The sequence below is a fragment of the Pseudoclavibacter sp. RFBA6 genome, from assembly GCF_002931575.1.
GTDB classification, from domain to species: domain Bacteria; phylum Actinomycetota; class Actinomycetes; order Actinomycetales; family Microbacteriaceae; genus Pseudoclavibacter; species Pseudoclavibacter terrae.
Map to the genome: position 1 here is coordinate 326,853 of NZ_PSUA01000012.1, position 13,675 is coordinate 340,527.

Below are 13,675 nucleotides of genomic sequence, written 5' to 3' on the forward strand. Positions count from 1 at the left end.
CCAGCACCGCCGACGACCGGACGCCGCCCCGCCGAGCGAGACGAGCCCCGTCCCGACTAGAAGATCTGGCCGACCGGCTCGCGCTTCTCGCTCTGGAAGGCATCCTCGGTCCGTCCCGCCGCCCAGTAGCCGGAGAGGGAGAGCTGCGAGCGATCGATGCCGCGCGCGGAGAAGTTCTTCCGCAGCCGCTTCATCTGCTCGCGCTCGCCGTGCGCGAAGACCTGGACTCTTCCGTCCGGGAGATCGAGCTCCTCGACCGCAGCTGCGAGCAGCTGGCGGTCGTAGCCGCCGTGCTCGCCCCGGTGGATCCAGGTCACGGCGACGCCCGTCGGCGCTCCAAGAGGGATGTGGTCCTCGTCGCCGGCGACCTCGAGGAGCACTGCGCCCTTGGCGTCCGCCGGCATCGCCTCGAGCGTGCGGGCGATGGCGGGGAGCGCGGATTCGTCGCCGCAGATGAGATGCCAGTCGCTGTCGGGCAGCGGGGAGTATGCCCCGTGTGGAGTGCTGGCGACGATGACGTCGCCAGGCTTCGCGTCTCTGGCCCAGGGCCCGGCCACCCCGGCGTCGCCGTGCACGACGAAGTCGACCGAGACGGTTCCGCTCGCGCGGTCGATGCCGCGGACCGTGTAGGTGCGGCGGACCGGCACCTGGTCGATCGGGAGCGTGGCCCGCAGCTCCTGCAGGTCGAAGGGGAGCTCGAGCTCACCGACGCCTGCGCCGAAGTGCAGCTTCAGGTAGGTGTCGGCGTGCTCGAGATCGAAGTCGTCGAGGTTGGCGCCGGAGAAATGAACGCGGACGAGCGAACGGCTGAGGCGCTCGGTTCGCACGACCGTCAGGCGGACAGTGGGTCCGCGCTTGCGCGGCTTCTGGATGACGGCATCGGTCACGTGGGGGCTCCTGACGGTGGCGGTACGAGTTAGGAAAGCCTAACAAGGCCCACGAGGAGCGGATGATGGGCCCCGGTTCACGCCCCCTGGGCGTCGGTGGCGGGTTCCGAGCGCCTGTACTGCGCGATTGCGTCGGCAAGTTCCTCCAGGAACACGTCGACCTCCTGCGCCGAGTAGCCGCGCTCGTAGACCCGCGAGGTGAACTTCACTGCCTCGACCTCGTGGGCTCCGGCGATCTGAGCCTCCTCCGGGCGGCCGCTCTCGAACGCCTCCAGCGTTGCCGCCGCCTGGTCGAGGAACTGGTCGACCTCCTGCACGTCGTAGCAGCCGTCGAACTTCAGCGCGTTGAACCGCTTGGTGCGTACGTCTTCACTTCGCACGTTGGACCTCCTGTGTCTCATGTGAAAACCGGACAAGGAGCGCTTGTCCGGTGCACGACAATTCTACGGAACTCCATGCGGAATCACACATCGACGCCCGATTGTCACCGAGTGCTCACCTTGGCCACCCCCACGACGCCCGGTGTTCCCAACGTGTTCACCCGCGCGGCGACGACGCGCACAACAATCACGTTCTTCACGGCTTGGTCCCGCTAGCGTTACGACCAAGGCCGCTGACCGGCCAGAAAGGGGTCTCCGTGCGTCGCGTGCTCTCTCTGCTCGGCATCGTTGCCGCTGCACTCCTCGGGACGAGTGCGCCAGCATCCGCCGAGGTCTCTCCGATCACTTCCTCTGCCGTAGCGCCGGCTGCGAGCCCGGGTTCCCCCGACGGGCACATCTTCGACCCAGATGGGCTCGTCACCGGCGAGACCGCCGACATCGAGCAGGCGATCTCCGCCCTGGAGGCGGACACGGACTTCACCATGTACTTCGCGATCGTCGATCGATTCTCGAACCCGAGCGCGGGGTTCGACTGGGCGAGCGAGTTCGCGTCCGTCAACGACCTCGGCTCGGAAGCGGTCATCCTCTACGTCGGCGTCGATCAGCTCGACTTCGGGCTCAACACCGACAGCACGTTCCCTCTCGGAGACGGGGCGCTCCGCGACATCGAGACGCAGTCCATCGCGCCGAACCTCGATGCCGGCGACTACGGCCAAGCCGCTGTCTCTGCCGCCGACTCCCTCCGCCAGGAGCTGACGGGCGCAGGAAGCGGGCCGGCCGGAACCGCACCGAGCATCGACGCGGGGCCGATCTTCCTCTTCGTGGGCGGATTCATCGTCGTCGTGGCCGTCATCATCCTGGTCGTCGTTCTCCTGGCGCGACGCAAGAAGAAGCAGGGCGAGCGGGCAACCCAAGCCCAGCGCCAGGCGCAGCTCGAGCAGCTGGCGCAGCGCGCCGCCGGCGAGCTCGTCAGGGTCGACAACCTCGTGACCGCCGCAGACCAGGAGGTGAGCTTCGCCGAGGCGCAGTTCGGCCAGGAACCGGTTGCCGAGTACCGGGCGGCCGTCGCGGACGCGCGCGAGCAGCTGCGACGAGCGTTCGACGTCCAGGGGCAGTACCTCGACGCGACCCCGGAGCCGGAGCCCGCCAAGATCCAGATGAACGAGGCCATCCTCGGCTTCGCGAACCAGGCCGAGCAGCGCGTCGCCGAGCAGGCCGCGCGCTTCGAGAAGCTTCGGGACATGGAACGCAACGCGCCGGAGCTGCTCAGGCAGGTGCGGGGCGAGCTCGACCGACTGGAAGGCCAGATGCAGGGTGCGGAGTCGCAGCTGACGGCCCTCCGCGCGCGCTACAGCGCACAGGCGCTCTCGACCGTCGACGATTCCACACAGCACGCGAGGGAGCTGCTGGCGCTGGCTCGCTCGGAGACGGAGAACGCGGACGGCGGTCTGCGGGAGGGCCGGACCGGGCCCGCAGCAGTCGACATCAGTGACGCACAGCTCGCGCTCGCACGGGTGAGCTCGGTGCTCGGCTCGATCGGAGCGGCAGCGAGCGACCTGGAGAACGCGGAGCAGCTCATCCGCCAGGAGATCGGGGAGCTGGAATCGGGCCTCGCGCGCAGCTCCCAGCTCGTCCAGCAGGCGTCACTGCAACCAGACGTCGCCGCCGCGGCCGCCGCAGCGCAGACAGCTGCGCAAGAGGCCATGGGCCGGGCCCGCTCCGGCGGAGCGGCAGCGGCTGACCCCCTCCGAACCCTCGGGGCTCTGCGCGAGGCAGACGAGGCGCTCGACACCGCCATCGCATCGCTGCTGGACGAGCACGAGCGCCTCGCCGGTCTGCGCCGTCAGCTCGATGTGGCGCTGGCACAAGCGCGCTCCGCAGTCACGGGAGGGCTCCAGTTCATCGACGGACGACGCGGCGCCGTCGAGAGCGAACCGCGCGCCCGCATCCAGCAGGCAGAGACGGAGCTCCGAACGGCAGAGCAGCTCGCCGCGACGCAGCCGGAAGAGGCGATGCAGCGAGCCAAGAGCGCGATCAGCCTCGCCGAACGGGCGACCGAGCAGGCGAGGAGCCAGGTGCAGATGCAGCGCAGCGGCTACGAGCAGAGCTGGGGCATGTCGTCTGGCGGCAGCTCGAACAGCAACTTCAACTCGGGGCTCCTCGGCGGGATCCTCGGCGGCCTCATCAGCAACAGCGGCTCCTCGAGCCGTAGCTCCTGGGGAGGCGGAAGCTCCTGGGGAGGCGGCTCCAGCCGACGCTCTGGCGGCTCCTCCGGGTTCAGATCGTCCGGAGGCTTCCGCTCGTCAGGCGGCGGCTTCCGTTCCTCGGGCGGCGGCCGGCGGCGCTGACGCAGCTCCCGGAAGCACACAGCCCACACGCACACCACCCCACAGCACGGCCATCCACCAGGGACCATCAGGAACCGACCAGCAAGAAGGAAGCACTCGATGTCCAACAAGCAGTCCATCTTCGGACGAATCAGCCAGCTCGTCCGCGCGAACATCAACTCGCTCATCGACAACGCGGAAGACCCGCAGCTCATGATCGACCAGCTCATTCGCGACTTCACGGCCAACATCAAGGAAGCCGAGTCGGCCATCGCGCAGACCATCGGCCAGCTGCGCATGCTGGAGGATGACTACCGCGAGGACGTGCAGGCCGCGTCGGAGTGGGGCAACAAGGCGCTCGCCGCGAGCCGGAAGGCCGACGAGCTCCGTGCCGCGAACGACGAGGTCGACGCGCAGAAGTTCGACAACCTCGCGAAGGTCGCGCTCTCACGCCAGATCGAGTCCGAGACCGAGGCCCGCACCGCCGAACCGCAGATCCGCGCTCAGACGCAGGTCGTCGACCAGCTCAAGGGCGGCCTCGAGGGCATGCGCGAGAAGCTGCGCCAGCTCGGCGCCAAGCGCGACCAGCTCGCCGCCCGCGCCAAGACGGCTGAGGCGCAGCAGAAGGTCAACGAGGCCCTCGGCAGCATCAACGTCATGGACCCGACCAGCGACCTCGGCCGCTTCGAGGAGAAGGTGCGTCGCCAGGAGGCGCTCGTCCGTGGCCAGCAGGAGCTGCAGACGTCGAGCCTCGACTCGCAGTTCAACCAGCTGGAGGACCTCGGCAAGCTGACCGAGGTCGAGGCGCGCCTCGCCGCGCTCAAGCAGGGGCAGCGTGCCCCCGCCGCCATCGATGCCCCGGAGCAGAGCTTCTAGGCATCGAAGCCGGCAGTGTTCGCCGCTGAGACCCGTCGCACACGGTCGGGTCTCAGCGGCGTCCTTCTCTCCCCCAGCCTTTCGAGGCACCACAGTCAGCGTCGGAAGGCCGTCACCATGAACCCCCTCAAGAGCCTGTTCCTCGACTCGCCGATCTCGCGACTCGGGTACCACGCGGCGACGGTCGTCGGTCTCGTCGTCGGAGTTCCGCTCTCGACGGGCCGGGTGGAGGTGCACGAAGGGCTCATCGTCTGTCGCGGTCTCCCGAAGTGGGCCTTCCGCCGAGGAGGGACCTGCGTCGGCCGTGTCTACCTGACGCGCGACGTCGTCGGCGAGCGGGTGTTCCGCCACGAGCGAGTGCACGTCGAGCAGTGGAAGCGCTACGGCTTCCTGTTCCCGCCCCTGTACTGGCTCGCCGGATTCGACCCGCTCAAGAACCGCTTCGAGATCGAAGCCGGTCTGGAAGACGGCAACTACCTGCCCCCGCGTCGGCGCCCAGCCGCTCGCGGCTGACTGTACGAGAGCACGTCGCCGCTCACCACGTGGGCGGATACCGCCTCGGCCAGTCCAGCGCCCGCTCGAGCTCCATCGAGAGTCGAAGCAGCGTCGCGTCATCCCCCGGGCGCCCGATGGCCTGCACGCCGACCGGCAGACCGCGCGCTGAACCCGCCGGCATCGTGATCGCGGGCAGGCCTGTCACGTTCACGTACGAGGTGTACGGCGTGAACTGGCACTGCTGCTCGAAGTTCCGCTCCCCGTCCTCTGCGTCGAACCATCCCAGCGGCCTCGGCGTCATCGCCAGGGTCGGGGTCAGCACGACGTCGAACTCCGAGTACTGGGCGATGATGCTGCCCTCGAACGCACCCAGCGACGCGAGCGCGGCGGCCAGCTCCGCCGCCGACTTCGTCCTTCCGACGCCGACCAGCCAGCGCGTCAACGGCTCGAGCGCCTCGAGTGCTTCCCCTTCGAGCGGAATGGTGGATGCTCCCGCTTGCCAGACCGTGCGGAACGCGTCGACGTACTCCGGCGCATCCACCGGCGTCGACGGCAGGAGCTCGTGCCCGAGCCTGGCGAGGTGCTCTTTGGTCGCCTCGAAGACCTCGGCGACCTCATCGTCGAGGTCGATCGCGTAGTGAGTCGACCACGGCGACCAGGTGCTGAAGCCGATGCGGAGTCTTCGGACGGGCGTCTCCAGCGCGTCGACGTAGGAACGCTCCCCCGCCGGAGCCGTCAGCGCGCTCCGGTCGGCCTGACCTCCGTCGGCGCGGCGGGCGATCATGCCGTCGAGCAGCAGCGCCGCATCCGCTGTCGTCCTCGCGAGCGGCCCGGCGACCGGCAGCCCGGCCAGCGCCCCGACGCCCGAACCGTCTGGCACGCGACCTCGGCTCGGCTTGAGGCCGACGAGCCCGCAGGCCGCGGCGGGGATGCGGATGGAGCCTCCGCCGTCCGAGCCCGGCGCGAAGGGCAGCAGTCCGGCGGCGACGGCGGCGGCGGCTCCACCTGAGGAGCCGCCAGCACCGAGCCCGGAACCCCAGGGGGTGACGGCTGGGGCGGCGACCGCGTTCTCGGTGTACGCGGGTAGCCCGAACTCCGGGGTGTTCGTCTTGCCCAGGCTGACACCGCCAGCGGCGTCCATCGTCTCGACCAGCGGCGAGCTCACCTCGGGCACATGGCCGGCGAAGGCTCGGGAGCCGAACGTCGTGGGCACGCCGGCACGGGGCTCGAGGTCCTTGTCCGCAAACGGCATGCCCCAGAGCGGGGCCGAGCGTCTGTCAACGCGCCACGAGCGGGCCTGTGGGTCCTGCTCGAGCCGGAGCGCCCGGTCAAGTGCGCGTTCGTGCGTCACGGTGATGAACGCGCCCGACCTGCCCGCGTCGGCGTCGATCCTTCTGAGATAGGCGCTTGCGAGGTCGAGGGGCGAGAGCTCGCCGGTGGCGATCAGCTCCCGTTGCCTCATGGCGCCGAGTTCGTGCAGCGGTTCGCTCATGGTGTGCCTTTCGAGGAGCGGGCACGTCACGCCCGGACGGGAAGAGTCAGAAGAGGGACGGCCTCGAGACGACGCTGTCCGTCGTCTCGACGCGCCAGTCGACCGGGGCAGCTCCCTGGTCACGCAGAAGCTCGTTGGCCCTGGAGAAGGGTCGTGAGCCGAAGAACCCCCTGGATGCGGACAGCGGGCTCGGGTGCGGACTCTCGATGCGCGGGGTCTCGCCCAGCATCGGGGCCAGGGCCTGCGCGTCCTTGCCCCACAGGATCGCGACGAGCGGCGTCTGCCTGGCGACGAGCGCCGCGATCGCGGCATCGGTGACCGCCTGCCACCCGAGGCCGCGATGCGACCCCGCCGCCCCAGGGGACACCGTGAGCACCCGGTTCAGCAGGAGGACGCCCTGCTCGCTCCAGCGTGAGAGGTCGCCGCTCACCGCCGGCTCGATGCCGAGGTCGTCGTGCAGCTCCCGGTAGATGTTGGCGAGACTGCGCGGGAGAGGCCGCACGTGCGTGTCGGTCGCGAACGAGAGGCCGATGGGGTGTCCGGGCGTCGGGTACGGATCCTGACCGACGATCAGCACGCGCACCTGATCCAGGGGCTGCGTGAAGGCCCGCAGGACGTGCTGTGCGGCGGGGAGGAATCCGCGTCCTGCCTCGACCTCCGCCTCGAGGCGGAGGTCGATCTGAGCGAGTGTCGCAGCCTCCGATTCGAGCGCGCTGGCCCAGCCCTGGTCGAGTCGCGCCAGGTCCGCGAGCCCCGCGGGCCCGGTCATCCGGACGCGCGACTCGACGAGACCGTGACGCCGCCCTCCGCTGCAGTGAGCTGCCAGACGCTGCCGGAGCCGAGGATCTCGAGTGCACCCTCCCCCACCTTCAGAACCGTGTCCTCGTCGATGGCGAGGATGCGCTCGGCGAGCCCCGCCTCGATGCTCGCTGCGCACAGCGCGACGAGACCCCACTGCGCGGCGTGCGCCTCGATGGTCAGATCGACCAGCCCGAGTCCCGCCTCGAGCGTCACCTCGTCAAGCCCCTCACCGGACTCCTCAGGAGCCACGGGCACGCCGCCGATGCGCCATCCCCCGATGATGGCCTCGTCGGCCGCGATCGCCGCCCCTGCGGAGTAGCCGAGGTACGACACCCCCTCGCTGACGAGGCGACGCACGTCCGTCGCGAGTGGAGCCAGTGCCGCCAGGTAGGCGGGCGTGTGCCCGCCGGCGACGAGGATGGCGTGCGCCGTCGAGAAGCTCGCGAGATCGATCTCGTCAAGCGGTTCGCCAGCCTCCGTGCTGCGCGCGAGCACCGGCGTGGCGAGGACGCCGGGGTCCAGCGACCGCAGTCGGTCGGCGAACCAGTCCGCGATGGACCGGGGTGCTTCCCCGACCGCGATGATCGCGATGACCGGAGTCTCGCCGCCGGCCCGCAGGCGGGCGTCACTCGCGAGCTGGGAGAGCGCGAGCTCGACCCCGGGCCCGTCGCCGCCGCCGACCAGGAAGATGCTCATTCGCTCGACTCCTTCGCCGTGCCCTTCATCGCAAGACGACCGCGATGCAGCTGGAACTGCTCACGCTGGGCCACCGGCCGGACGATGAGCTCATCGACGTTGACGTGCCCGGGCAGCTGCAGTGCGAGCTGGATGGTCGCAGCGATGTCGTCGGCCGTCAGCGGATGATCGACACCCTCGTAGAGCTTCGCGGCCGACGCCTCGTCACCTCGCATCCGCTTGAGCGTGAACTCGTCGGTGTGCACCATGCCGGGGGCGATGTCGATGACGCGGATGGGCTCGCCGCCGAGCTCGAGCCGGAGCACGCCGATCATGGCCGCCTCGGCCGCCTTGACCGCGACGTACCCTCCGCCGCCCTGGTAGATGACTCGCCCGGCCGTCGAGGTGACGGTGACGATGTCGGCGTGCGGGAACTCGTCCTGGCTGCTCGCAGCAGAGGCACGCAGAAGCGGCAGCAACGCGGTGATGACGCGCTTCGTGCCGAGCACGTTCAGGTCGAACATCCGCTGCCAGTCATCGATGCGGCTCTCTTCGACGCTCTCCGTGCCGAACGCCCCGCCCGCGACGTTCACGAGCGCCTCGACCTCGCCGAGCTCGGCCGCGCGATCCCGCAGCTCAGCGACGAACGCATCGCTCGTGATGTCGCCGGCGAGCACCTGCGCCCCGGTCTCAGCGGCGAGCTCGTCCAGTCGATCCGCACGGCGAGCCGTCGCGAGCACCTCTCGCCCACCGGCGCGCAGGGCTCTGACCGTCGAACGGCCAATCCCGCTGCTCGCTCCCGTGACCACGACCACACGCGTTCTCTGTTGTTCAGGCATGCCTCCATCGTGGCATGCGCGCATGTCGCGAACACTCAACGCGTGACGATTTGTGTCCCGATCCGTTGCCACCCTGGACACCCACTGCCACACTCGGTGCCACCCGACAGTCCAGTCGGGTCGCAGCCGACCCGGAGGCTACCTATGACCCAGAGCTTCGAGACCAGGCAGATCCATGCCGGTTCCGCCCCAGACCCGACGACCAACGCGGTGGTCACCCCCATCTACCAGACGACCTCGTACGTGTTCGACGACGCACAGCACGCGGCCGACCTGTTCTCCCTCTCCCGCGCGGGCAACATCTACACGCGCATCACCAACCCGACAACGGCCGTGCTCGAGGCCCGAATCGCCGACCTCGAAGGCGGCAGCGGCGCCCTCGCCCTCGCTTCCGGTCAGGCCGCCGAGACCTTCGCGATCCTCAACATCGCCGGAGCTGGCGACCACATCGTGTCCTCGACCTCCATCTACGGCGGCACGTTCAACCTCTTCAAGTACACGTTCGCCAAGCTCGGCATCGACGTCACGTTCGTCGAAGACCAGAACAACCCGGATGCCTGGCGCGCCGCCGCCAAGGACAACACGAAGCTGTTCTTCGGCGAGACGATCGGCAACCCCGCCGTGAACATCCTCGACATCGAGACCGTCGCGAACGTCGCACACGAGGTCGGCGTGCCCCTCATCGTCGACAACACCATCGCGACGCCGTACCTCATCCGCCCGTTCGAGCACGGAGCCGACATCGTCGTCCACTCCGCCACGAAGTTCCTCGGCGGTCATGGTGCCGTCATCGGCGGCATCATCGTCGACGGAGGCAGCTTCCCGTGGGATGAGCACAAGGCCCGCTTCCCCGGACTCTCCGAGCCCGACCCGAGCTACGACGGCCTGAGCTACACGGGCGCGCTCGGCAACGCGAACGCCTTCCACACGAAGGCCCGCGTGCAGCTCCTGCGCGACATCGGCGCATCCATCGCCCCCGCGTCCTCCTGGCAGATCCTCCAGGGCGTGGAGACGCTCAGCCTCCGCATGGAGCGCCACGTGTCCAACGCGACCGCCATCGCGAGCTGGCTGCAGGGCCACGCGGAGGTGCAGAACGTGAACTACGCGGGCCTCGACTCGAGCCCATGGAACGCGCTCGCCCAGCGCTACGCGCCCAACGGCGCCGGCGCCATCCTCTCGTTCGAGCTGCGCGGCGGCGTCGAGGCAGGGCGCAAGCTCGTGGAGCGCGTCCAGCTCTTCAGCCACCTCGCCAACATCGGTGACGTGCGCAGCCTCATCGTGCACCCGCCGTCGACGACCCACTCGCAGCTCACGCCAGAGCAGCTGCTCGCCTCGGGCATCAACCCGGGACTCGTGCGGCTCTCGGTCGGTCTCGAGAACGTCGACGACCTGATCGCGGACCTCGCGCAGGCACTCGACTCCCTCCGCGCGTAAGCGCGGAGTTGCCGCTAGCCTGGCGCTGATGGACTGGACAGATCACGGGATATCGCCCCCGAGCGGCAGGATCCCGAACGACGAGCTGCGGGCGGCCTCACTGAGGCCGCCCGCCTCCGGCGCCTGGCGCGACGGCGACGACGTCGGCGACCGCCAATTCGCGTGGCTCGGGGCCTTCGGCCCCGAGCACGGGGGCGAGCTGCCGCTTATCCGACTCGCGTACGAGACCTGGGGCACGCTGAACGCCGACAGGTCGAACGCGATCCTCGTCCTGCACGCGCTCACCGGCGACTCCCACGTCGAAGGGCAGCTCGGCCCGGGTCACCCGACCGCCGGCTGGTGGCCCGGCATCATCGGCCCAGGGGCGCCCCTCGACACGGACCGCTACTTCGTCATCGCCCCCAACATGCTCGGCGGCTGCCAGGGCTCGACGGGTCCAGCGAGCCTCGACGCGCGCGGCAATGCGTACGGGGCCTCCTTCCCCGTCCTGACCATCCGCGACCAGGTTCGGGCTCAGGCGCTCCTCGCCGACCAGCTCGGCATCTCGACGTTCGCGGCCGTCATCGGCGGCTCCATGGGCGGGATGCACGCGCTCGAATGGGGCATCATGTACCCCGACCGGACGCAGCGGCTCATCGTGATGAGCGCCCCAGCGGCCTCGGACGCGCAGACGATCGCGCAGAACACCCTGCAGATCGATGCCATCAGGCTCGACCCGAACTTCAACGACGGCGACTACGCCGACGAGCCCGCCGGCTTCGGGCCGCACCGGGGACTCGCGCTGGCGCGGCGGCTGGCCATGCTGAACTACCGCTCGGGCACTGAGCTCGACGACCGTTTCGGCCGCAGCTGGCAGTCGAACCTCAGCCCGGAGCAGGACGAGGGCCGCTACGCCGTCGAGTCCTACCTCGACTTCCACGGCAACCGGTTCACGCGACGATTCGACGCCAACAGCTACATCACGCTGCTGACGGCGATGAGCTCCCACAACGTCGGCCGAGACCGTGGCGGGGTCGATGCGGCTCTCGGACGCGTCACAGCATCGACGATGGTCATCGGCATCTCCACCGATGTGCTGTTCCCACCGGAGACGCAGCACCGCATCGCGGCCGGCGTGCCGAACAGCTACTCAGGTGACCGTGCCGTCACGATCCGATCGAACTTCGGCCACGACGGGTTCCTGCTGGAGATCCATCACGTCGGCGACGCGATCCGCTCGATGCTCGCGAACGGCTGACCTCGAGGGGGCGGGAGCGGCTCGCCTGCTGCGCGGCCACATCGCCCACAGCGCCCAGACGAGCAGCACCACCAGGAGGCCGTTTCGGCCCGCGAGCAGGGCCACGCCCGCGGCGTGGGCGTCGGTGACGAAGTTGTAGTTGCCTGGGTAGATGACCTGCGTCAGCCAGGCGATGCACAGCGCGATCCCTGCAGGCAGCGCGAAGCGCCTGACGTCCACGATGAGGCCGAACACGATGACCGGCGCCAGCCAGGTGATGAACTGCGGTGACCCGACCTTGTTGAAGACGATGAACGAGAGCACGAGCGCGAGCGAGAGCGCCGGGAACAACCGGGTGAAGGGCATCCCCCGCCGCTTGGAGACGAGCGCGAGCAGGACCACGCCGAGCACGGCGACGGCAAGCACCGGAGTGAGCAGCGCGCTGACGAATTCGGTGCCGGGCCCGGAGACCTGGAAGGTCAGGATCTCCATGGAGTAGGCGGCACTGTAGCCGGGCACCTGCATCGAGGCGAGCCACATGGGCACGGTCGCCGCGACCGCCTCGACCTGGAGCCCCCGGCCGGTCTGCTCGGTCACGAAGGAGAGCACGTTCGATCCCCCTCCGAGTGCAAACGCCGGGATGAGCACGGCGGCGCAGACGACGAGGGCACCCGCCACGAGCCAGAGGCGGTGCCGCAGCACGATGAAAGCGGCCGCGAACACGGCGGCCGGCCAGATCTTGAGCCATGCCCCGAAGGTGAGGAGCGCGCCGGCGATCTCGGGCCTCCGTCGGAGCGACAGGAGGGCGAGCAGCGCGATGGGGACGCTGATGGCGTCGATCCGCCCGAGGGCGACGGGACCGAGCAGTGCCATCAGAACGAGCCACCACCAGGCGGCAACCTGCCGCAGGCGCGCGTCGCGCGACGACGGCCGCCAGAGCGTCAGGGCCGCGAACGCCACCGCATTGCCCGCCGTGACCACGAGCAGCCAGCCGAGACCGTAGTTCGCCTGCCCGCCCACCACGTCCGCGAGCAGCATCGGAAGCAGCGAGGGCAGCGGATACACGAACGTCGCGTCGATGCCGGGCACCTGCCCCTGCTGCGCCTGATCCACCCACCCGCGGTACACCTGGAAGACGTCGCCCATCGGGTTCGAGAGCGAGTACAGGTTCACCAGGATCAGCACGTAGTGCACGCCGGCGAAGGCCAGCCAGAGCGTCACGATCGAGAGAGGGCCTCGCCAGTGACGGGCGATCCACGACGTAGTCATGCGGGACAAGCTACCCCAGCTCAGGCGGGGATCTTGGACGCCACGAGTGCGCCGACCAGGCGAGGCAGGACCGCGGTCGCGTCACTCGCCCTGATGGGAGAGCCGGGCCCGTGCCGCTGGAGCTGCTCGATGGGGGCCAGGAGGTCGGCCGCGGCGGCGGTGTTGCCTGCGTTGACCTGCGAGGCGAACCAGCCGGCGCGCGCGTGCAGCCAGACGGCGGCGGCCGCGAGCTGCTGGGGCTCCGGCTGCTCGGCGACCTCGCGCTTGGACGCAACGGCGCTCAGCGCCCCCATGGCGCCCGCGAGCACGTCCCCGGTGCCGGCAGTCGCGAGCCAGGCGCCGGGCGCATCCACGATGATCGTGGGACCGTCACCGGCGATGTAGGTGCGGTGCCCCTTGAGCACGAGCGTGCACCCGAGGCGGTCGGTGACGAGGCGGACAGCCTGCTCCGGCTCCTTGATGACGTCGCTCGCTCGCACCTCGGTGTCCTCGAGCTTCGTGATGAGCGCCGCGAGCTCGGCCGCGTGCGGCGTGAGGATGCACCGGCGCACATGGTGTCCGCCCAGGACGCGCTTGGCGATCTGCCCGAGAGCCCCCGAGTCGGCGATGACCGTCGCGTCGAGCTCACGCGCACGGTCGAGGGCCTCGCGCGCCTCGCTGGTGCGGCGCACATCCTTCGGGTCCACGCCGGAGCCCACGACGAGAGCATCGAACGATGCGAGGTCGGCCACGACCTCAGGGCTCTGCCACAGCACGGCCTTCGTCTCGGACTCGCCGCCCGAGTATCGGACCATGCCGATGCCGGTCGCGAGGGCGGCTCTCGTCCCGAGCACGGCAGCGCCAGGGTAGTGCGTCGAGCCCGTGACGAACGCGGCGACGCCCCTCCGGTACTTGTGGTCGTCCTCGCGCGGCGCGAACACGCTGGCCGCGGCATCCTGAGCTTCGAATTCCCTCACCCGGCCATCCTGGTCGCTCTTCGGCGAC

13 protein-coding genes are annotated in these 13,675 nt (G+C 69.7%); 5 read left to right on the forward strand and 8 right to left on the reverse strand.

What is annotated here, in order from left to right:
• Window positions 1-56 precede the first annotated feature (56 nt).
• Complete coding sequence (locus C5C17_RS11450; RefSeq protein ID WP_104253496.1) at window positions 57-887, reverse strand: siderophore-interacting protein; 831 nt, start codon at window positions 885-887, stop codon at window positions 57-59.
• 77 nt (window positions 888-964) lie between these two features.
• On the reverse strand, window positions 965-1,267 hold the full coding sequence (locus tag C5C17_RS11455) for a DivIVA domain-containing protein (RefSeq protein ID WP_181028600.1): 303 nt from the start codon (window positions 1,265-1,267) through the stop codon (window positions 965-967).
• Window positions 1,268-1,524: 257 nt separating this feature from the next.
• Between C5C17_RS11455 and C5C17_RS11460 the strand changes: the two genes are divergently transcribed.
• The 3 genes from C5C17_RS11460 to C5C17_RS11470 all read left to right on the forward strand — a co-directional run bounded on the left by C5C17_RS11460 (window position 1,525) and on the right by C5C17_RS11470 (window position 4,983).
• On the forward strand, window positions 1,525-3,615 hold the full coding sequence (locus C5C17_RS11460; protein ID WP_181028564.1) for a TPM domain-containing protein: 2,091 nt from the start codon (window positions 1,525-1,527) through the stop codon (window positions 3,613-3,615).
• A 99-nt stretch (window positions 3,616-3,714) separates the two neighbouring features.
• On the forward strand, window positions 3,715-4,470 hold the full coding sequence (locus tag C5C17_RS11465) for a PspA/IM30 family protein (RefSeq protein ID WP_104253499.1): 756 nt from the start codon (window positions 3,715-3,717) through the stop codon (window positions 4,468-4,470).
• Window positions 4,471-4,587: 117 nt separating this feature from the next.
• Complete coding sequence (locus C5C17_RS11470) at window positions 4,588-4,983, forward strand: Fe-S oxidoreductase (RefSeq protein ID WP_104253500.1); 396 nt, start codon at window positions 4,588-4,590, stop codon at window positions 4,981-4,983.
• Between the two features lie 22 nt (window positions 4,984-5,005).
• Here the strand turns inward: C5C17_RS11470 and C5C17_RS11475 are convergent, their stop codons facing one another.
• The 4 genes from C5C17_RS11475 to C5C17_RS11490 are packed head-to-tail and all read right to left on the reverse strand — an operon-like array spanning window position 5,006 to window position 8,772.
• Entirely contained in the window at window positions 5,006-6,457 is a 1,452-nt protein-coding gene (locus tag C5C17_RS11475; RefSeq protein WP_104253501.1) for an amidase, read from the reverse strand.
• Window positions 6,458-6,503: 46 nt separating this feature from the next.
• Complete coding sequence (locus C5C17_RS11480; protein ID WP_104253502.1) at window positions 6,504-7,226, reverse strand: uracil-DNA glycosylase; 723 nt, start codon at window positions 7,224-7,226, stop codon at window positions 6,504-6,506.
• Window positions 7,223-7,954: a Type 1 glutamine amidotransferase-like domain-containing protein gene (locus tag C5C17_RS11485; protein ID WP_104253503.1), complete on the reverse strand. Its 732-nt coding sequence runs from the start codon at window positions 7,952-7,954 to the stop codon at window positions 7,223-7,225. The genes C5C17_RS11480 and C5C17_RS11485 overlap by 4 nt, the downstream gene beginning before the upstream one ends.
• Window positions 7,951-8,772: an SDR family oxidoreductase gene (locus C5C17_RS11490; RefSeq protein ID WP_104253504.1), complete on the reverse strand. Its 822-nt coding sequence runs from the start codon at window positions 8,770-8,772 to the stop codon at window positions 7,951-7,953. Before C5C17_RS11490 ends, C5C17_RS11485 begins: the two co-directional genes overlap by 4 nt.
• 144 nt (window positions 8,773-8,916) lie before the next feature.
• Here C5C17_RS11490 and C5C17_RS11495 point away from each other — a divergent pair, with 144 nt between their 5' ends.
• Together C5C17_RS11495 and C5C17_RS11500 are read left to right on the forward strand one after the other, a co-directional pair.
• Window positions 8,917-10,206 (forward strand): bifunctional o-acetylhomoserine/o-acetylserine sulfhydrylase, encoded by a 1,290-nt coding sequence (locus C5C17_RS11495; protein WP_104253505.1) that lies wholly within the window; start codon window positions 8,917-8,919, stop codon window positions 10,204-10,206.
• Window positions 10,207-10,234: 28 nt separating this feature from the next.
• Window positions 10,235-11,443, forward strand: a complete 1,209-nt coding sequence (locus C5C17_RS11500; protein WP_104253506.1) for a homoserine O-acetyltransferase — start codon at window positions 10,235-10,237, stop codon at window positions 11,441-11,443.
• Here the strand turns inward: C5C17_RS11500 and C5C17_RS11505 are convergent.
• Both C5C17_RS11505 and C5C17_RS11510 read right to left on the reverse strand, forming a co-directional pair.
• The gene (locus C5C17_RS11505) at window positions 11,336-12,691 is read right to left on the reverse strand and encodes a glycosyltransferase 87 family protein (RefSeq protein WP_104253507.1); all 1,356 of its coding nucleotides are present in this window, start codon (window positions 12,689-12,691) and stop codon (window positions 11,336-11,338) included. The genes C5C17_RS11500 and C5C17_RS11505 overlap by 108 nt on opposite strands.
• A gap of 20 nt (window positions 12,692-12,711) precedes the next feature.
• Window positions 12,712-13,647, reverse strand: coding sequence for an ADP/ATP-dependent (S)-NAD(P)H-hydrate dehydratase (locus C5C17_RS11510; protein WP_181028565.1), 936 nt, complete (start codon window positions 13,645-13,647; stop codon window positions 12,712-12,714).
• Between the last annotated feature and the right edge of the window lie 28 nt (window positions 13,648-13,675).